A 19,793-nucleotide genomic window follows, 5' to 3' on the forward strand; every position below is an offset into this window, starting at 1 on the left:
TGAAATCAATGAAATTAACTAAAAATGATGATGGAATCACCTCAGTTGCCGGAGAGATGCTGATTCTGGCACTCATACTTATACTGATATCTTTGTTTGCTATGTCTGCACTTAATCTGCTGCCGGGCGAACGCGACACTATTGTCGATGTTTCGATGAACAAATCAGTTGATACGATATATTTCTGGCACAAAGGAGGTGACTGGGTTGAGGGAAAAGAGCTTACAGCAGTATTGACGCCTACCACCGGCGGAGATAAAATTGTTCTTGAGAAAATTTCCCTCACAGACTGCAGAAACAATGAATCCGCCGTCTTTGATCTTGGCGGATGTTATGCCGTAGATACCTCAAGTGTTCCATTTGACAGTTATAGTCTGAGATTGACAACAGCCGATAGTGTCATTTATGCAAAAGACGGGTTGGTGATTTCATGAAAAAAACAAACGATGATGCAGTTTCAACCGTGATTGCCATGATGCTGATTCTCGCAATTCTTTCAACCTGCATCGCGGTTTATACGACGACATATGTTCCGGGATTAAAACAACAATCTGAAATTATCCATAGTGAGGATGTGAAACTCGTTTTTGACAGATTTGCATCGGATGTGGATAATATGTACAGCCTTGGAAAACCAGCGCAGTTTTCCGAAACATTCACACTTGGAGGGGGCAACGTGCTTCTATCACCGGCGAAATCAAGCGGAACTGTTGAGGCAGAGAATGCTGTAATCGGCACACTCAAAATACCAGGGAACTCCGATAAGGAAATAACGCAGGTGAATCTCACATACACTCCGTCATTTACTTCATGGGAAAAACAGGGATATGCTTATGAAAACGGTGTTGTATGGATCACGAAAGATACTAAAAAAACACCGGGATCTCAGACATTATTTACAATTGAAAATGGAATCAGCAGAGAAGAGAGTATTGTCAAAGACAGACTTTCGGGGAAATATATTACTGTGACAACCGATGAAAACAACAATGCCACGGTAACGATACCTAAGATGAGTATTACTGAAAAAAATAGTATTACCGGCAGCGGAAATGCAAATATCCTCATGAATGCATCGATTGCACCGATTGCAGATATTCTGCTCATTGCAGGAGAATGCATCGAAATTTTCGACATTAACGGCACTTCGGTTTTCAGATATCCCGAAGTACCGAGTTCGAGTAATATGAATCTGAGCGTCAGATGGCTGAATATAACGGTGAGTACAGAATGAAAGAGAAAGACAGTGCAGTTTCCCCTGTTGTCGGTATAATGCTTTTACTTGCCATGACGATCGTTGCAGCCGGCGTTCTTGCAGCATTTGCAGGAGGGATCGGATCAGTTTCAGAACCAACACCATCGGTAGATCTCTCAGTATCGTCATACGGCTCGGGAGATAATCTCAGACTGCTGTTTGAACACAAAAGCGGGAATGGATTGACCCCGTCTGATATCAAAGTCTCATTTCTAGTGAAAAATCCGGATAAAGATGATTATGGAGGTTCCTTTATGCTTACTGAACTTACAGACGACACGGCATGGTCTGCAGGAGAGATACTCACGACAGAAAATATCACGAAAACATCAGAAATTTTTGGTATAACCGTTGATGAATTAAAAGCTGCTGCTAATGTATCAGTTCCAGTTGAGATCAAAATCTATCACCTGCCGTCATCGACAATCATTTATCAGTCAACTATCCTTTTGGAGGGAAAATGAACCGCAAAAAAGAGCATGGAGTCTCAGAAGTTGTGGGTGTGCTGTTAATGCTCACCGTTACAATTCTGTTAGTCAGCAGTGTTGCTATTATCATGAATAATTCGGTTGAAACTACGGAAAAACCCATTACGGCAAATGTTGTGGCAACCGATATCGATGACGGGAATGTTATTTTGGAACTTATTTCGGGAGATTCATTTTCTCTTGATATGATACATATCAGACTTGGTATCCGTGAGGAATCGGACAAATCCATTATTCTCAAAGGTGATTCTTTCGAGGCGTATACCAACAGCAGAATTATTTCTCTTGGAGACAGGTTCAAAATACTTGGTGAAAAAACCGGGACAAATATTAAAATGGATAATTTCATCGTATCAATGGGAAAACATCTGATGTATACAATCTATGATTCAGAGGGAAAACCTATATCATCAGGGGAAATATTAGTTGCCTGAGGCAGAATACCACAAAAACAGTCCATCACGAAAATCAGCAAGAGCGGAATACTTTTTCCAATTTTCGATTTGAATCATTTAACCACACATCTGTTTTGGCACTGATAACTGAGAGTGGAAAACCATGAAACTTTTTTGACGAGATGGTAAAGAAAAAAAATGTAAGTATTACCTATTTTTTAAAAACAAAAAAAAACAATGGACCCGCTGGAATTCGAATCCAGGATCTCCGCCATGTCAAGGCGACGTCATAGCCAGCTAGACCACGAGTCCAGACATATGCACCTTGTGTGCCTTACTAGATTGTCACCGGACACATATAAATTTTTTTAACTTGTGCCGGGAAATGAAGGGGATATCCCCTGCATTTACAGCCGAACGAACTTTGCTGCAGTGATCCCGTCACTTGACGCGACTTCCTTCATCACTTCAGGAGAGACGACATCGTCAACAGCGAGGATCATCAGAGACTCGGAACCGACATTCCTGCCGCCGACCTGCATACTGGAAATATTTACATGATGCTTGCCAAGGATCATACCGACCGGACCAACAACGCCCGGACGGTTCACATGATCTGCAAGGATCACAAATCCGCTTGGGACAAGATCCGTCGCGTATTTGCCGATCGAAAGGATACGCGGACCTGCACGGGTAACGATACCCGAGATCGACTCGCTGCCTTTCTCCGTCTTGAACGTGAGCGTCACAAGAGACTTGTAATCGCCTGCTTCGGTCGAGGTCTTCTCAAAGATCGTAATACCGCGTCCCTGGGCAATGATCTCGGCGTTCACGATGTTTGCCGGCTCATGAAGGACCTGCTCAAGCATGCCTTTGATCCCAAGCCTGGTCACATACTTCAGATTCTGCTTAAGGTCGGCGATCTCACCGAGGTAGGCAAACTCGACTTCCGTGATCGCACCGTCAGCGATCTGGGCAGCAAGGCTTCCCATCTTCTCTGCAAGAAGCGCATACGGATCGATCTTCGATTTGACTTCCGGCGTTACGAGCGGTGCATTCACCGCGCTCTTTGCAGAACCGCCTTTCAGGACATCGATACACTGATGAGCAACGGAGATAGCCACATTCTTCTGGGCTTCGACCGTACTTGCTCCAAGGTGAGGAGTAACGATCACAGAATCCAGTTTCAGAAGCGGGGACTCGGTCGGCGGTTCGGTCTCGAACACATCCAGAGCAGCTCCAGCCACTTTGCCGGCGACGATCGCATCATAGAGATCCTTCTCATCGATTATACCGCCACGGGCACAATTGATCATCCGGACACCGGTCTTCATCGTGGCAATAGACTCCTTGTTCACGATATGGGTCGTTGACGGGATAAGAGGCGTGTGGACCGTGATAACATCTGCACGGGTAAAGAGCTCAGCAACGCTCATCATCTCAACACCCATCGCGGCTCCGACTTCTGCCGGGATGAACGGATCGTAGGCAATGACCGTCATCTGAAGGGCCTGGGCACGCTTTGCAACTTCACGGCCGATACGTCCGAATCCGACAACGCCGAGGACCTTGCCGTTCATCTCGTTGCCCATGAATTTGGAGCGTTTCCATTCGCCTTTCTTCAGGGATGCGCTTGCCTGCGGAATGTTTCTGGCCATTGCCATCATCATCGCGATCGTGTGTTCGGTCGCTGCCAGCGTGTTGCCTTCCGGGGCATTGGAAACGATGATGCCTTTCTTGGTCGCTGCTTCACAGTCGATATTGTCAACACCTACACCGGCACGGCCGATGTATTTCATTTTGTCAGCCGCTTCAATGATCCGGGCAGTAACCTGGGTCCCCGAGCGGACGATCAATGCGTCGTATTCACCAATGATTTTAACGAGTTCGTCTTCAGAGAGATCAGCTTTCTCATCGACTTCGCAAAATCCCTTTAATATAGCAATACCCTCTGCTGCAAGAGGATCAGATACTAGTACTTTGAAGCTCACGGATTATCGTGTACATATTTGGTATTCACCCGTATAGTATGTTTCTGTGCTGAGCAAAACCCCTCTCCAAAGTGGAGAAATGTCGTGTTCGCATCCCATATCATCCGGCGATCCGCCGCCGCCACTCTATAATATGACCGGCAGTTGATTCTGCCCCCTCTCCAATAATCTATTATTGTTAAGAGAGCAATAATAGAGTGAGTATCTATGGACAAATCACCCAATATTCTCTGGCTGACTGAAATCCGCAACACTGACATCCCCTCAGTAGGCGGGAAAGGCGCTTCCCTTGGGGAGATGACCCATGTTGGTCTGCCGGTCCCACAGGCGTTTGTGGTTACAGCGCAGGCATTTCGCCAGTTCTTAAAGCTGACAAAACTTGAAGAACCCCTTTTCTCCATTCTCGAAAAACTCGACGTCGACAACAATGATGCACTCAACGCCACTTCCGACAAAGTAAAGGCGATGGTAAGTGCGGCAAAAATGCCGGCAAAGATCAAAGCTGAGATCCTTGAATCATACAAAACGATGGGTAATGACACCGTCGTTGCCGTACGTTCAAGCGCTACTGCTGAAGACCTTCCTGATGCATCCTTCGCAGGTCAGCAGGATACCTATCTGAACATCCTCGGCGACAAGGACCTTCTGGAAGCAGTCCAGAACTGCTGGGCATCCCTATACACTGCCCGTGCAATATACTACCGTTCAAAGAATGGATTCGATGACCGCAGCGTGAATATCGCGGTCGTTGTCCAGCAGCTTGTTTTCTCTGAAAAGGCCGGAGTAATGTTCTCGTCCCACCCGGTTTCCGGTGCAAAAACCGTGATGATCGAAGCATCATGGGGTCTTGGCGAAGCGATCGTTTCCGGAACCGTCTCTCCTGACAACTATGTCTATGACAGAAAAGGCAGAAAGATCGTCCAGAAAACCATCGCCACAAAATCCGTTGAGATCATTCCGGATGGAAAGAAAGGAACCAAAGTCGTTGAAATAGCGAAAGATAAGCAAAACGCCCAGGTTCTTTCCGAGAAGGATATCCTCCGTCTTGCAGAGTATGCGATCAAATCCGAGGAGCACTACAAGAGTGCCCAGGATATGGAATGGGGTATGGTCGGAGACACGATCTATATCCTCCAGTCCCGCCCGATCACAACGATCCAGAAAGATTCCGGAAAGTCCAAAAAATCCAGCTCATCGTCAGCCACCGGCACTATCATCCTCCAGGGATATGGAGCATCCCCGGGTATTGCCTCTGGAAAAGTCGTCATCGTCAATGATGTAAAAGACACTTCCAGGATCCAGGAAGGAGATGTGATGGTCGCGACCATGACGAATCCCGACATGGTCCCGGCAATGAAAAAAGTCGCCGGTATCATCACCGATGAAGGAGGAATGACCTGCCACGCTGCGATCGTTTCCCGTGAACTCGGGACCCCGGCAGTCGTTGGAACCAAACAGGCAACTTCCCTTCTGAAAGAGGGACAGATCGTCACGATCGACGGTGAAAAAGGTATCATCTACGATGGAAAACTTGCCGTGACCGAAGAGTGCGGAGCCTCACCCAAAGGTCCGGCGATCGTCGCTTCTCCGATCATCACCGCAACCTCCGTAAAGGTCAACGTATCTATGCCGGAAGCAGCAGCCCGTGCTGCAGCCACCGGAGCAGACGGTGTTGGACTCCTCAGGATCGAACACCTCATCATCGGCATGAACAAAACCCCTTCCTGGTATATCAAACACAATAAACAGGAACAGTTCATCACCGAACTTATGGACGGGATCAGAACTGTTCTTGACGCATTCCGCGGAAAATCTGTCTGGGTCAGAACACTCGACTCGCCGACCGATGAGTTCCTCAATATGGAAGGCGGCGAAGACGAACCTCATGAGCACAACCCGATGCTCGGATTCCGCGGTCTCCGCCGTGACCTCCGCCAGAAAGAACAGTTCAAGATGCAGGCAGAATGTTTCCGCCGTCTTTGGGAAGCAGGCTACCACAACCTTGGTATCATGTTCCCTCTCGTCCAGCACCCGCGTGAATTCCTTGCTGCAAAAGAGGCATTCCGCGAATGGGGACTCGATGTCGAAAATATGGATCTTGGTATCATGGTCGAGATCCCCGCATCGGCGATCATCATTGATGAGTTCATCAAAGCCGGCATCGACTTCTGTTCCTTTGGAACGAACGACCTTGTCCAGTACACGCTCGCAGTTGACCGGAACAATGGTCTGATCGGCGAGATGTACGAACCCGAACACCCGGCGGTCAAACGCCTTATCTCAAGTTGTGTCGCCCAGTGCAGGGAAGCAGGCGTGGAATGTTCCATCTGCGGTCAGGCAGGATCCGATCCAAAGTACGTCAAGTGGCTCGTAAACGAGGGTATCTCCAGCGTTTCCGCAAACATCGACGCCATCCAGAAGATCAGAGAGACCGTTGCAAAAACGGAAAAACAGATCATTCTGAATGCAGCACTGAAGAAAAACTAACCACATATTATTTTTAGCGTGATTTTTCATGGAGGAGAAAGGATGCAAAAGGGAGGAGGTCATCTCCTTCTTATCCGGATATCGGGCAGAGGATTTGCATCACGACCATATCCTCAGTTCGATGTGTACGATCCCGCACGAGATCGCGGTTTCCGTACATGAACTGTTTAGCGGCACGAACCTTGGCGACCCGGGACTTTTCCCAGGCACAACAAAAATCGAAGATCTGCTGGTACATTCGCTCGGCGAACTCATGCATCACCCGGGAGCCGGCGGATATGCGACCTCGGGCGGGACCGAATCGAACCTTCAGGCGATTCGTATCGCGAAAAAACTGAAGCCTGAAATCAGAAACCCCAACATCGTCGTTCCGGCATCCGCTCACTTTTCTTTCGATAAGACCTGCGATATGCTCGGACTTGAGATGCGGATCGCACCATACGGTGAAAATTACACTGTTGACTGCGACAAGATGGCGGAGCTTGTCGATAAAAATACCATATCGATCGCAGCGATCGCCGGCACGACCGAGTACGGTATGATCGATGACGTCGAGAGGATCGCAAAGATCGCCATCGAAAACGACCTCTTCTATCATGTTGATGCAGCATTCGGCGGAATGGTCATCCCGTTCCTGCCAAACCCGGTACCATTCGACTTCGAAGTTCCGGGAGTCTCCTCGATCTCGCTCGACCCGCACAAGATGGGTTTGAGTACGATACCCTGCGGATGTCTGCTCCTCCGGAAACCGGAACAGTTTGGAACGCTCAACGTAGATACGCCGTATCTGACCGTAAAAAAAGAGTGCACTCTTGCCGGGACCCGACCGGGAGCGGACGTTGCCGGCGCCTATGCCGTCATCAAACTCCTTGGAAGAGAAGGGTTCCGTGCGGTCGTAGCCGGCTGTATGGAAAACACCCGGCGTCTCGTCGAAGGGATGGAAACGTTTGGATATACACGTGCCGTCGATCCGGTCATGAACGTTGCGACGTTCGAAGCAGGACCGGTTCCAGAAGGATGGATCGTCTCGCACACCCGTGCAGGTCATCTCAGATTTGTCTTGATGCCCCACGTGACCCGCGATGTTATCGAAAACTTCCTTGCGGACGTCGCAAAAATCAACTAATTTTTTTACACATCTTCTTTTACAAGATCCGATCCGTCCCAGATAAACACCGTCGCTTTCCCTGTTTTCAGAAATGCACGGACCCGGAGATCGTGATCTTTTCTCACGAACCGAACACCTTCGTCGGAAAACTTCTGCAGAACGGCTTTGTGGAAGGCGATCTCCTGTTCCAGAAATGCGATCTCATACGTGATCGTCTGCCGGGCAATCTCTGCACATTCCTGATCGGAGATCAGATGGTCATACTCCCCATGCTCGTCGAGACCGGATATCTGCCGCCAGTCGATCTTTCCCCGTTCATCAGGTTCCCGGTGAAGCATATACGGATAGACCCGGCAGATGGCAAACCGCTGATCATAGATTTTGCAGTGTTTGGTCTCATCCAGAAACACACAATCTCCATTCTCTTGTGTTTTGAGAGCATACCCCGACACATAGAAGTTCCCATACGGATCCGAGTAGGGAAAATCAGGTGCGGGCATCAGTGACTCCGGTGAAAACGTTTTCAGACGGCGGGCATCTTCCGCGAGAAGAAACACATGACCGTTGAACGCTTTTGTGCAGCATTTTCCGCAGCAGGTACAGGAAAACCCGATCTCTTTGATGATTCGCTCCAGGTCCTCTTTTGGATACTTTTTGAGAAGGACAAGTTCCTCCTCCAGCTCCTTTAGATTCTGCATCGGTGCTGCTGCCATTTAGAACTCCTTTTTCTCATAGAGCCTGACCGACACGAAGTACGAGGCGATGAATGCCGCAACCGAGACTACTGCCGTGATCAGAATATAGATAAGGAGATTTCCGGTGAGCGATTCTCCAAAGAGCGCAAACCAGCCGACCAGAAGGATCCCGATGACGGCCATCAGAACAAACATCATATATCTGGCTTTTTCCGAACCGAATTTGTAGAGAAGTGGAAACAGGAGGGAGCCGTAAAATACACCAAGTGCACCGACGAGAACGATGAACCAGAACGGAGTTGCATTCGCCGGCATCAGATAATACGAAACACCGGCAATGATTCCCGAAATCAGAATCGAGACGCAGAAGAATATGATCGTCATCAGATACTTGGACGTAACGATATCCTTTCTGGTAACCGGCATCGTTAAGGCATACCTGTCCCACTTCGCCATATCATCCATCGTGAGGGATGTCATTGGCAGAAGAGCGGCAAATATCATCAGCAGGAAGTAGACGGTCATGGTATTTCCCATCGGAATGAAGACTATCCCGAAGATAAGAAACATAAAGACCAGGGTCTTGGTCATTGGCCGAAGGTTCAGCAGATCCTTCAGCATAAGTCCTGATAACCATGAAGATGTTTTCATACTGCCTTCCCCCGTGCATAAAACACCATGACAGATTCGGTCGAAACCGGATCCACGATCATCTCCGGATGCCGAGCGATGAATCTCATCTTGTCTTTGATCAGGACCTCGCAACCAAACTGATTTGTCCGGTAGGTAAGGAAAGATGTTTTGTCAAGAGCATCGAACTCCTCGATACTGCATTTGAGAATGCCCATGTCGTCCAGTATCTCATCTTTTGACTTGGAAAGAACGATCTTTCCCTCATGAATGAAGGTGAGGTAATCGGCGATCTTATCGAGATCGCTCGTTATGTGCGAGGAGAGAAGGATCGAGTGTTCCTCGTCCTGAATAAACTCAAGGAAGATATCCAGGATCTCTTCACGGATGACCGGATCGAGTCCGCTAGTCGGTTCATCGAGGATCAGCAGATCCGGGTGATGGGAAAGGGCGGCGGCGATCCCGAGTTTCATCTTCATTCCCCGGGAGTACTCTTTGATCTTTTTCTTTTCCGGAAGATCAAACTGTTTCAGATATCGGAGATAAAGGGGATCGTCCCACGTCGAATAGATCTTTCCAAGGATCTTCGAAACATCACCTGCGGTGAGCGTGTCGTGAAAACTGCATTCATCGAAGACGACACCGATACGGTTCTTGATTTCCTTTTCATGCTCTGCAAAGTCAAGCCCAAACATTTTCACCGAACCGCTGGATTTTTTCGCGATCCCGAGCATGGTCTTTATCGTTGTGGTTTTTCCTGCTCCGTTTTCCCCGATAAAACCCATGATGCTTCCTTTCGGAAGACAAAATGAAACGTTTTTGAGGGAAAAATCCGGATATTCCTTACATAATTCATGTACACAAATTGCGTCAGACATTGTTATTCTCCATTATAGATGATCTCAAGCATTTCCATAAGTTCCAGTTTACTGATGCCGAAACTTTTCGCCGTATCGACGGCCTTTTGCAGATGTTCTTCTGCAAAGCGCAGCTGTTGTTCTCTGATCAGCTCGGTATTTTTACCGGCGACAAAACTTCCTTTTCCGGGAACGGTCTCGATGAACCCGTCACGTTCCAGATCGGTGTATGCCCGTTTCGTGGTGATCACGCTGATCCTCAGCTCTTTTGCAAGAAGACGCATGCTTGGAAGCGGCGACTCCGGCAGAAGCTCCCCGCTGATGATCATAGACCTGATCTGCGTTGTTATCTGCTCATAGATCGGCTTTTCACTCGCATTGCTGATAAGGATCTTCACCTTTTCATACCTGTTCTAATGTGTATAACGTATATACACATTAAGCTTTTGAACAGCTGAGAAACCTGACAGGGAGATTGACCTCTCCCTGCCGAATAACGGATATATTGTAGTTCGTGCGCAGGTCAGAAAATAAAACCCGTCTCCATTTTTCCTCTGTCGGCTGGAGATGGTCCGAGTCCGGAGTGTTTATCAAGTTTCAAACCCTATAATAATGCATCATAGGGGAAGTATGACTTGGGAAGAATAGAGAACGCTAATCAAACCGTCTCAGATGACGGAAGTATTGTTCGCGTCAAACTGCCGAACAAACGAATAAAAGAACAATTTGCACAGGCAGAACTGATGCTTGGATCAAACCACATCAGAGTACGATGCTCAGACGGCGTGACGCGCTTAGGGCGGATCAAAGGAAAGATCAAGAAACGAGTTTGGATTCGTGAAGGCGATATTCTTATCGTTGTTCCTTGGGATTTCCAAGATGAGAAGTGTGATATCATTTATCGATACACAACTCCCCAGGTAGACTGGCTTCGCGGCCACAAATATCTCTAACATTTTTTATTATGACAGACATTCCAGATTTTGATATGATAGCAAAAGCCCACGGGCATACCTGTCCGGGTATTGCGCTGGGTTATAAGATTGCCGTAGTTGCTGCAAAATGGTCAGGAACTGAGACAAACATCAAAGTGCTGTCCCATTCGACACGCTGTCCGCTTGATGCCCTCAAACAGACATTCGATTTACGGACTCACCCTGAGCGGCTCATCGTTGAGGATACGAATACCGTCAGCTTTGTTCTGGAAAAACCGGATGGGAGCAAACTGTTCATTGACGAGATTCCGGGAACAAAAGTCACCAGCGACGAGCTACACACGTTAAAAGGAAAAATCTCAGCAAAAACCGCGACTGAAGAAGAGATCAAACGGCATACTGAGATCCAGAACGAGTTACTCCAGGTCATGCTGAACACACCGGATGAAAAACTGTTCACCATCCGGGAAGAGTAAAAGAGAGATTACTCTCTGTATCTGAGAACATCTGCAACAGATGTTACATCCCAAGCCTCTTTTTTAAAGCCTGATGACGATATTTCCGAGTAAATGGCGGCTGCCGCCGCAAGCCCGGTGTTGCCGCTGAGAGCAAAGAGTCGGTCTGCCGTTTCATCCACCGGATGTGCGATTACTGCTTGAACGGCTTCACGCATCTCCTGATATGCGGTATTGACCGGATGTTGTCTGACAGCGTTTTCGAGTGCTGCCTGGGCCTCAGGATATTTGGATTGACAGATACAGGATCTCGCAAAACCTGCCCATGCTGCCGGGAACCGTTCGTTCATCTTTAATGCAGAGAGATAGGCTTCCGACGAAGCGTCATAATTGCCGGTTTCATACTCCAGCCACCCGAGTTCAGAATGGACGCGGGCACGAACGGTATTGGACGGGTTGGCACGGAGAGCCAGACGGAACATCTGGCGGGCTTCGTCAGGCATGCCAAGCGACATATAGCATGCAGCGATACCGGAACAGACGAGGGATTTTTCATCATCACGGGTCGATCGATCGGTGAGGATATCACAGACAAGCACACGGTCTTCGTGGGGAAGCATCATCAGAACCGGGCTGATGACAGACTGGATGTCACCCCCGGTTTTCCAGGCATTTGTGACCGCCGGGTTAAGTTCACGTGCCACAAGATGCGGAGGATCGCCTCCCATCACCATTACCACAGCTTTTTCTGCAGACGTAGAAGCATACTCTTTTGCTTCGGCGTACAGACCTGCAGCGACTGCTGCCCGGTATTTTTTTCCGGAAGAGTTGATACCGCTTATCGAATCAGACCGATTATACCAGAACATAGCACAGACGGGATCGAATCCGAAATAGGCGGCATCCCCTCTTGCGGTCAGCATTTCTGCCTGTTCACGGACATCCTTTGCCCGGAGGAGGGAATCATCAGGTTTTCCGTCGACATCGAGAGACTCGTTCATCTCAGAGATCCGGGACATTGTCCGGGAAAAGAGCGGTTCCTCTGCACCTTCTTCGCCGATGATCCGTTCAAGGTAGGCATACTCATCCAGATAATTATATTTTTTTCTGGCAGACGAAGCGAGATCAAAGTAGAGCCTGACACGGTCAGCCGAAGGGAGTTCCTCCGCGATCGATGCGATACGAATATAATAATCCCGCATATCCTCTCCCAGATCTTCGCCGACTTCGCAGAGATTTTTCAAACCGACCGCGGTCTGATACGGGCCTTCGTTTCTCGCGAGAAGGAAGGCGCTTTTGTATGCCTCAAAGGCATAATCAACGTCTCCGAACTCGGACAGGATGGCTCCCATCAGTTCAAACGCGGGTTTTTCTACCGGGGTCTGCGGGAAAGCAAGTGTGATGTTTGCATACAGGTCGAGAGCTGCATCATGATTTCCTGAAGCATACAGCCAGTTTGCTGTGGACAATACAGGACCCGGTGTATCAAGGGTCAGAAGCGGGGCAGCAAACTTTGCCCATTCGTCAGGGGTCGTCCGGGGCATATTCAGCCAGATGATCTTCTCTTCACGAGTGAGTGTGGAGAACCAGTCCCCGGCAACGCAGATGATGATATCATAGATGATCTCGGGAGGCAGAGTTTCCGCACCGCCGAGTACTGCAGCATATTCGTCAAGAGGAAAGGAATGCCAGAACGGGCGGCGGCCGACACCGAAATAGATATCAGGATTCTCGATCTCTTCCACGGTCAGCCGGCGACTTTTGAGCTGCCACCAGCTCTCCGGGTACGGGCTTCCTGATGCAGAGACGATTTCTGCAGCCATATTCGTCCCGGATATCTGCGAACGGAGTAGAGCAGCTAAAGCGGTTTTTCTCTTGACATCGGCATTCTTTACCGCAGAATCATATGCTGATTTCAGCCATTCGGCAAGCGGGAGAGGAGTATACGCTTCGCCGGAAACTTCTTTGAAAAGATCGAGGAGGAGAGATCTATCTGATTCGTGTCCGAGAATTGATGAAAGTACCCTTGCATGAAATCCGCCGTCAACACTCATTCGGTGAAGAAAAAGATTGGACAAAACGATTTCTTCATGACCCGCTTCCTTTGCCTCTGCATCACCGGCAAACATGGTCAGATAGTCGCAGAAGTACTGCTGTGTTAGGTTCCCCTCACGGACACGCATAATTACCAGTGTTTAGTTGTCAGTCTATGTATTTCTTCTGATGTGAAAAGGGACTGACTGGGAAAACAGTGTAAAAAAGGTCGAAGGGAGAGATCCCCCCTTCTCCATTTTTAATTTAAACGAGTTTGGAGATCGGACCGTCTTCGACGCCGATCGTTCCACCGAAGTCTCTGAAGGCTTCGGCAAGGACAATGTCCGAGAACGCAGTTGCGGTCGCGGCACCTTCCATGTTCTCGATTGGGCCGTACATGATTAAGTCTGCACCAAGGGTCATTGCCATAATGTTACAGCCGATATCCGGTGAAGACCATGCAGCCTGACGTACTCCTTCGATACCTCCGTAGTGGTGGTGGAACATCTGTTCTGCAAGGAGTGGTTTGTCTGCATACTGCTCGTGGATGTTCTTTCTCCAGCGTTTCAGCCAGGTCCAGGAAACAGTCATGTTGTGGTATGCACCACCGGTTGGCAGACCGTGGATCGCCTTGCATGCAAGGATCTCACGGTAGGAACCAAAGGAGCCGAGACCGAGCGGGGTTGCTGCAGTGTCGAGAATCGGGCGGGTGATACCGCATTCTTCTGCGATCTGAATCATACCTTTTGCCTGACCTGCAACACCACCATCGACGAGTGCTTTCTCACGTCCAACAACGGATGAGTCACCTGGGTTAAATGCCAGAACGATTGCGGAGTTCACATCGGACTCTGCAAGTGCCTGAATATTTTCCGGCAGGATCGAACCATTGATAGAGTTGTAGATTGCACGGTCTGCAAGACCAACTTCCGTAACGTATTTCGTTGCGTGGACAAGTGCTTTCGGAGCAGAGGAGTCCATCAGGAATGCGGTCTTGTTGTCGATACTGTCGAACCAGGAGAAATACGACTCAAATGCCTCAGCGTGTTCTGCGAGGATCTGGAGGAAGTACTTGTTACCGGTAATGTCAGAAAGTTCCTGACAGCGGTTCCAGAGTGCTTCTGCTTTTGGTTTGTCGATTTCACCGGTGTGATCGTTTAAAACGATCTCGTGTTTGTTGTAGAAGATGGATGGTGAAAGCACACGTGGATACTCTCCGGGCTGTCCACCAATCTTCGTTCCATTAAAGTCAAAGACCTGCTGTTCTTTTTCAAACTTGAACATATTGGCACCTCAATTACATGAATAATAACCCTGACATCCAGTAGATGATTACCAGGAAGGCAATGATACCTGCTACAAGTCCGTAGAGGATACCGATGTCACGGCCAATTTTTCTTCCGACACGCATTGCAATTTCTGCGTCCGTGAACTCAATCTTTTGCTCGATTGCATCAAGACGTTTCTCGATTTCGAGGAACTGGGGGTTGGCACTTGCAACCGATGCAGCACCGCCTGAACCACCAGCGTCTTCAGTTAACTGAATGACGATCGGGTCTGCGCCAAATGCTCCAGGATCTCGTGCCTTGAGCTCGTTCATTTTTGCGGAGATTTTACCGATGTCTTCGGTCTCCATAATATTTACGAGTTCGATCTGTTCCTGGAAACGTTTGATGTGTTCTGCCGTCAGGTTCTCAAGGAACGGAATCGCACCGGTAGAACCGACGATCTTTCCGCCCTCAACACCATTTTTGTGCATTGCTTCGATGGACTGACCGGAAAGGTGACCCTTAACTTCAGTTCCACAAAGCAGAACAAACCGGATGTTTGGGTTTGAAATGACGTTTGCAACGACCTTTTCGATACCGAGGTTTTCAGTCTTACAGGAACCTGCAAGAGCTGCACCTGCAGCACAGATTCCGGCCTCATCAAGGTGGGAACCCATAGTGATAACAGCGACTGGGCTGTTTGCATCACCGGTTTGGTAATCACCCTGAATGATTGGCCATCCGCTTGCCGGGGATTTCTTGTCTGCCATTTTAGACACCTCCAAGGAGGATCAGCACTGGCACAAGGATCAGAACAAGGGCAATAACGACGCCTGCAGCAAATCCAACAATACCTGAACTCGAAATTGCAGAGTCGACCTTGTTTGTTCTGGCAAGAATCTGGCCTTTGTATCTGATATTATCCACCATCTTGTTGATGGGGACCATTCTAATAATCGAACCTGCCATTTTAGATCACCTGAACGCCGATAAGTGCGCCGAGAATAACCAGAGAAACGATCAAACCGATCATGATACCCTCGATCTTGCCTCCATAGAGACCGGATGCGAATCTGTTGCGGTAACCGATATCGGTGACCATCATCTGGATAGTTTTGATGCGGGCAGTAATAAGGGCCATTTCGCCGGTCAAGGGTTCTTCCTCGCCGGATTCGGCACCTGATGCTCCACCTTTATCATCATCAGTTAACTGAATGACGATCGGGTCTGCGCCAAATGCTCCAGGATCACGTGCCTTGAGCTCGTTCATTTTTGCGGAGATTTTACCGATGTCTTCGGTCTCCATAATATTTACGAGTTCAATCTGTTCCTGGAAACGTTTGATGTGTTCTGCCGTCAGGTTCTCAAGGAACGGAATCGCACCGGTAGAACCGACGATTTTTCCGCCCTCAACACCATTTTTGTGCATTGCTTCGATAGACTGACCGGAAAGGTGACCTTTCACTTCAGTACCGCAAAGCAGAACGAAACGGATGTTCGGGTTAGAGATGACGTTTGCGACGACCTTCTCGATACCGAGGTTTTCAGTCTTACAGGAACCTGCAAGAGCTGCACCTGCAGCACAGAGTCCGGCCTCATCAAGGTGGGAACCCATAGTGATGACAGCGACTGGGCTGTTTGCATCGCCAGTTTGGTAATCACCCTGAATGATTGGCCATCCGCTAGCCGGGGATTTCTTGTCTGCCATTTTAGATACCTCCGAAGTAGAGGGCAAATGCAAGGACGAAGGCCACAAACAGGCCTACCGCAAGACCATACCAGAGAGAGGTAACCATACCTGCTTTCATGAGGGTCTTTTCTCGGCCGGGGAAACTGTTTAAGAAGTTGCCTTCACCCGAAAGCATGCCGACAAGATCTTCGGCAATCATTTCGAGTTCTGCTACCTGATCGATGACCGGTTGATAGGAAATACCGGCTGTCGTTACGATACCTGTTATGGGGTCAGCTACGAGGCCAAATTCCGGTAATACTAATACATATCCCATTTTTGTTTCCTCCTAACTTACTCCTCCTTATCGGAGAACGGCTTGGCATCAAGCCAGGCTGCTGCGTCGCGTTTGGATAAAGCGACATATTTGACATAGGACACTGCCCATCCAATGATTGCTACGACAAATGAGATCCATGCTGCTGCCAATGAGACAAAGACAAAGGAGATCACTGCCATGATGATCATGGAAAGGAAACCACACTCGATAGCGAGCATGTTGGTTCTGTCCTGTTTCTCGCCTGGACCGAGACACGCGTTGAACGGGTGCTGGAGAGCGATCGCACCGAGCATGAATGAAACTGCAATTACACCTGCACCAAGATAGGATGCATTGTAGACAGAAACACCAAGTATCTCGATGGTGGCGATTCCAGTAAAGCTAACGGTTCCGGTTGCAACAACGCCAAGACCCATAAGAGCAAGGGCGCCGACTGCGGCGAGTTCTGCGATACTTCTGGTCATCACCGGGATCTTCATGTTCAGAACGGAGTTTGAGATCCATCCAAGGAAGAGACCAACGATGAGAGCAATTACTAATGCTGCCACCGGTACGATCCAGATGCTGAATCCGGCAAGGGCTGACGCAAAGAGCAGGGCAATTAAACCAGACCCGAATGCGAGCATACCTGCGGACGGAACACCAGTTCCGATACCATAGCTGCACAACTTTTTGATTGTGCTGTTACCCCAGATCAGGGCGCCGACAGCTGCAATTCCACCAAAGAATGCAAGATAGTCAACACCGATTACTGTACCGATGATAGCGATGTAAAGGGATACCAGTGAAATGACGGCTCCGATGGCCATAACTTTGTTATGCGGAATTCCGTCGTGGGATGCTTCAACTTTTACTGACATTTTTTACACCTCAGAATAATGCCACCACAAGCATTGCAACAAGACCGCAAACAGCTGATGCTAAGATTGCGGCGACAATTGCACGGGGGAAACGCTTGAACTTCGGGTCGTGCGGGCCTTCAATGGTTCCGGTAATGTTGTATGCAGAAAGTACTGCGATAACAAGGAACATTCCGATTGCAAAGATGCCTGCGAGACCTACAGAGAGCATGTTGATATCTGCTGCACCAACAAATCCAAGTGCCGGAAGACCGACATTGTAGAAGTCGAGAAGTTGAATGTAGATAAGTGTTCCACCAAGACCGCCGAAGAGACCACCGATGACACCGCCAACATAAGAGATGAACGGTAAACCGTGACCTTCGGTTCCCTGGGATTTGTATGCTGCCTGTAAGTCACCGGTAATTGGGTCTTTAAGGACCTTACCCGATGCTGCGGGGATACCCATGCCGAAGACATAGGAGATGTTCACCATAAGACAGGTGATTGCCATCATTAATGCGCCGCCGATCGCGCCACTGGCGAGTGCGACTCCAAGACCTAACTCTGCTGCCCATGCTCCTCCAAAGAGTCCTGCAAGACCTGCACCTGTTGCAAGCATTGCGACACCGGTAGCGATACCGGGTGCCTGACCCATTGCTGCCGGCGCTCCGCCGACGGGAACAAAGTGAACACCAAAAGCGATTAAGGCTGCACCAAGGATGATCAGACAGAACGTCTGAAGGACGAACTGGGCTCCACCTGCGAGGATGCCGGAACTTCCAAGGAAGTAAGCAACAACGACGAGGATGATTGCGATGACGATTGCGATGACCGAAGGAATTGGCTGGAATGATCCGGCGTTTGCTCCGGGTTTAGCTGCAATTGCACTCATTTCAGGCCTCCACGGTGTAGGGTCCGTAATTCTTACGTGCCCATACTTCAACGTAACGGTCAATGATCATGAAGACGACGATAATAAGTGCTCCGACGATCACTGCACCCCATCCTGCGAGGAAATCCTCAAAGATGATGGTACGCCAAAGTTCGAAGAAGACGATCAAACCGAAACAAATACCTGAAGCGGGTCCACCGAATTTTGCGGTGAAGAAACCGTTGTCGATCGAGCTTCTCTGTCCTGCTTCTGCATAACGAACGATGTTACCGGATGCAGAGATTGGAACACCAGCACCGAATTTCTGATTCTGATACTGACGCTCTTTACCATAGTACGGGTTTCCGGTTGCAGAACCTGCTGCACCAAGAGCAAGACCCCATACGATACCAAGAAGCGGAAGAGCAAACGGATGACCGATTACTGTCATCATAAGGTAACATACAGTTACCGTTGCGAAGATAGCTACGAATGCGTGAGCCATAGTCACGGTCGTTACTGATTTAACAACATCAATAAAGACCGGCTGTCCAAACTTAGAAAGACTTGCGGTCCTTCCAAGATATGCAGTAGTTGCGTAAACTCCCTGCACAAAGGTTGCGAGAACTGTTCCAAAGATGATTGCGAGGATTGCATTGACTCCTAACATAAGGAATGCCCATGCAACACCACAAGCAAGGGTCACCCACAGGGTATATGCCGGTGGTTCTCCACTCACTGCTTTGTTATAGATACGGTGAGTGTATCCCATCTGCGGTGCGAGCTGGACCTGAGAGTTCGGGTCACCTTGTGATCCGATGTTGGACTCAGTATCTTCGGCTGCACCGGCAACCGCTGCGAGAGCTCCCGCAAGGGCAGTTACTCCAATGCCGATTATAATTTCTTGCATGTAAGATTCTCCCTTGAGTTTTGTTTCCCGATTGTGGATAACTAATCAGGAACCTAATATGTTTCAGCACCACAGGCTGAAACGAAGGATGCGTCTCAAGTGTTCGTAAAACGTTACCACTCTAAAGAATGGAGTACAAAGTGTGGACGAATATTCTATTTCATTCATAGATATATAAGACATGCGAAAATTGTGTAAGAAAAGCTCAGAGATCCCGGATTTTCTTAAAATAAGTCCGTAAAAACCCGGATTGGAATTCAATTAATTTGTATTAATGATGATTCAGTTGATTAAAACTAGTAGAGTTTACTTCAAGACAATGATTTTTGATGAAATCCCCGATATAATACCTTTGTTGTCGGACTTTTTCACGACCAGTATATAAATAAAAAGATACCCCGCGCGTTTCTCACAGGAAAAATAAAAAAAGTGAGTGGTTAGATAACCACTTACTGTGCCGGGATGATAAGAGATCTCTCACCTGCTGGCATGAATTCGCGGATTGCTCCTTTGGCGAATTCTGCACGTGGGTGAGCGAAGTCGAATTTCAGGGCGGGGTCTGC

The 19,793-nt window shown here is 48.6% G+C and carries 22 protein-coding genes and 1 tRNA gene; 8 read left to right on the forward strand and 15 right to left on the reverse strand.

The genetic code is table 11. From position 1 onward, the window contains the following. Positions 1-8 precede the first annotated feature (8 nt). From Q7J08_RS00430 to Q7J08_RS00445, 4 genes are read left to right on the forward strand one after another with little or no spacing between them, the layout of a single operon-like run. The gene (locus Q7J08_RS00430; RefSeq protein WP_304909725.1) at positions 9-434 is read left to right on the forward strand and encodes a type IV pilin N-terminal domain-containing protein; all 426 of its coding nucleotides are present in this window, start codon (positions 9-11) and stop codon (positions 432-434) included. Continuing rightward, positions 431-1,234: a hypothetical protein gene (locus tag Q7J08_RS00435; RefSeq protein WP_304909726.1), complete on the forward strand. Its 804-nt coding sequence runs from the start codon at positions 431-433 to the stop codon at positions 1,232-1,234. The genes Q7J08_RS00430 and Q7J08_RS00435 overlap by 4 nt, the downstream gene beginning before the upstream one ends. Then, on the forward strand, positions 1,231-1,719 hold the full coding sequence (locus tag Q7J08_RS00440; RefSeq protein ID WP_304909727.1) for a type IV pilin N-terminal domain-containing protein: 489 nt from the start codon (positions 1,231-1,233) through the stop codon (positions 1,717-1,719). Before Q7J08_RS00435 ends, Q7J08_RS00440 begins: the two co-directional genes overlap by 4 nt. Then, positions 1,716-2,177 carry a type IV pilin N-terminal domain-containing protein gene (locus Q7J08_RS00445; protein WP_304909728.1) on the forward strand — a complete coding sequence of 154 codons (462 nt, stop codon included), beginning with the start codon at positions 1,716-1,718 and terminating at the stop codon, positions 2,175-2,177. Before Q7J08_RS00440 ends, Q7J08_RS00445 begins: the two co-directional genes overlap by 4 nt. Before the next feature lie 199 nt (positions 2,178-2,376). Here the strand turns inward: Q7J08_RS00445 and Q7J08_RS00450 are convergent. Continuing rightward, a tRNA-Val gene (locus Q7J08_RS00450) sits at positions 2,377-2,450 on the reverse strand. Positions 2,451-2,545: 95 nt separating this feature from the next. Next, positions 2,546-4,129, reverse strand: coding sequence for a phosphoglycerate dehydrogenase (gene serA / locus Q7J08_RS00455; RefSeq protein ID WP_304909729.1), 1,584 nt, complete (start codon positions 4,127-4,129; stop codon positions 2,546-2,548). Between the two features lie 207 nt (positions 4,130-4,336). Here serA and ppsA point away from each other — a divergent pair, with 207 nt between their 5' ends. Together ppsA and mfnA are read left to right on the forward strand one after the other, a co-directional pair. Then, entirely contained in the window at positions 4,337-6,616 is a 2,280-nt protein-coding gene (gene ppsA / locus Q7J08_RS00460) for a phosphoenolpyruvate synthase (RefSeq protein WP_304909730.1), read from the forward strand. Positions 6,617-6,644: 28 nt separating this feature from the next. Continuing rightward, a complete protein-coding gene (gene mfnA / locus Q7J08_RS00465; protein ID WP_304909731.1) occupies positions 6,645-7,742 on the forward strand; it encodes a tyrosine decarboxylase MfnA in 1,098 nt (365 codons plus the stop codon). Positions 7,743-7,747: 5 nt separating this feature from the next. Here mfnA and Q7J08_RS00470 read toward each other — a convergent pair whose 3' ends face one another. Genes Q7J08_RS00470 through Q7J08_RS00485 form a run of 4 tightly spaced genes read right to left on the reverse strand, consistent with a single transcriptional unit; the run spans position 7,748 to position 10,304 of the window. Next, positions 7,748-8,437, reverse strand: coding sequence for a YkgJ family cysteine cluster protein (locus Q7J08_RS00470; RefSeq protein ID WP_304909732.1), 690 nt, complete (start codon positions 8,435-8,437; stop codon positions 7,748-7,750). Then, a complete protein-coding gene (locus tag Q7J08_RS00475) occupies positions 8,438-9,070 on the reverse strand; it encodes an ABC-2 transporter permease (RefSeq protein ID WP_304909733.1) in 633 nt (210 codons plus the stop codon). Further along, entirely contained in the window at positions 9,067-9,927 is an 861-nt protein-coding gene (locus Q7J08_RS00480; RefSeq protein ID WP_304909734.1) for an ABC transporter ATP-binding protein, read from the reverse strand. Before Q7J08_RS00480 ends, Q7J08_RS00475 begins: the two co-directional genes overlap by 4 nt. A 2-nt stretch (positions 9,928-9,929) precedes the next feature. After that, the gene (locus tag Q7J08_RS00485; protein WP_304909735.1) at positions 9,930-10,304 is read right to left on the reverse strand and encodes a GntR family transcriptional regulator; all 375 of its coding nucleotides are present in this window, start codon (positions 10,302-10,304) and stop codon (positions 9,930-9,932) included. Positions 10,305-10,541: 237 nt separating this feature from the next. Here Q7J08_RS00485 and eif1A point away from each other — a divergent pair, with 237 nt between their 5' ends. Further along, positions 10,542-10,859 (forward strand): translation initiation factor eIF-1A, encoded by a 318-nt coding sequence (gene eif1A / locus Q7J08_RS00490; RefSeq protein WP_304909736.1) that lies wholly within the window; start codon positions 10,542-10,544, stop codon positions 10,857-10,859. An 11-nt stretch (positions 10,860-10,870) separates the two neighbouring features. Then, positions 10,871-11,317: a formylmethanofuran dehydrogenase subunit E family protein gene (locus Q7J08_RS00495; RefSeq protein WP_304909737.1), complete on the forward strand. Its 447-nt coding sequence runs from the start codon at positions 10,871-10,873 to the stop codon at positions 11,315-11,317. A gap of 8 nt (positions 11,318-11,325) precedes the next feature. Here the strand turns inward: Q7J08_RS00495 and Q7J08_RS00500 are convergent, their stop codons facing one another. The 9 genes from Q7J08_RS00500 to mtrE all read right to left on the reverse strand — a co-directional run bounded on the left by Q7J08_RS00500 (position 11,326) and on the right by mtrE (position 19,230). Then, a complete protein-coding gene (locus tag Q7J08_RS00500) occupies positions 11,326-13,479 on the reverse strand; it encodes a tetratricopeptide repeat protein (protein WP_304909738.1) in 2,154 nt (717 codons plus the stop codon). A 115-nt stretch (positions 13,480-13,594) separates the two neighbouring features. Next, a complete protein-coding gene (mtrH, locus tag Q7J08_RS00505) occupies positions 13,595-14,614 on the reverse strand; it encodes a tetrahydromethanopterin S-methyltransferase subunit H (RefSeq protein ID WP_304909739.1) in 1,020 nt (339 codons plus the stop codon). A gap of 13 nt (positions 14,615-14,627) precedes the next feature. Next, positions 14,628-15,368 (reverse strand): tetrahydromethanopterin S-methyltransferase subunit A, encoded by a 741-nt coding sequence (mtrA, locus tag Q7J08_RS00510; protein ID WP_304909740.1) that lies wholly within the window; start codon positions 15,366-15,368, stop codon positions 14,628-14,630. Between the two features lies 1 nt (position 15,369). Then, on the reverse strand, positions 15,370-15,567 hold the full coding sequence (locus Q7J08_RS00515) for a tetrahydromethanopterin S-methyltransferase subunit F (protein WP_304909741.1): 198 nt from the start codon (positions 15,565-15,567) through the stop codon (positions 15,370-15,372). 1 nt (position 15,568) lies between these two features. After that, on the reverse strand, positions 15,569-16,306 hold the full coding sequence (gene mtrA / locus Q7J08_RS00520) for a tetrahydromethanopterin S-methyltransferase subunit A (protein ID WP_304909742.1): 738 nt from the start codon (positions 16,304-16,306) through the stop codon (positions 15,569-15,571). A gap of 1 nt (position 16,307) precedes the next feature. Beyond that, positions 16,308-16,604, reverse strand: coding sequence for a tetrahydromethanopterin S-methyltransferase subunit MtrB (gene mtrB / locus Q7J08_RS00525; RefSeq protein ID WP_304909743.1), 297 nt, complete (start codon positions 16,602-16,604; stop codon positions 16,308-16,310). 17 nt (positions 16,605-16,621) lie between these two features. Further along, on the reverse strand, positions 16,622-17,467 hold the full coding sequence (mtrC, locus tag Q7J08_RS00530) for a tetrahydromethanopterin S-methyltransferase subunit MtrC (protein WP_304909744.1): 846 nt from the start codon (positions 17,465-17,467) through the stop codon (positions 16,622-16,624). Positions 17,468-17,477: 10 nt separating this feature from the next. Continuing rightward, a complete protein-coding gene (gene mtrD / locus Q7J08_RS00535; RefSeq protein ID WP_304909745.1) occupies positions 17,478-18,341 on the reverse strand; it encodes a tetrahydromethanopterin S-methyltransferase subunit D in 864 nt (287 codons plus the stop codon). A 1-nt stretch (position 18,342) separates the two neighbouring features. Next, the gene (gene mtrE / locus Q7J08_RS00540; RefSeq protein ID WP_304909746.1) at positions 18,343-19,230 is read right to left on the reverse strand and encodes a tetrahydromethanopterin S-methyltransferase subunit E; all 888 of its coding nucleotides are present in this window, start codon (positions 19,228-19,230) and stop codon (positions 18,343-18,345) included. Positions 19,231-19,793 lie beyond the last annotated feature (563 nt).

The organism is Methanocorpusculum sp. (assembly GCF_030655665.1).
Taxonomy (GTDB): domain Archaea; phylum Halobacteriota; class Methanomicrobia; order Methanomicrobiales; family Methanocorpusculaceae; genus Methanocorpusculum.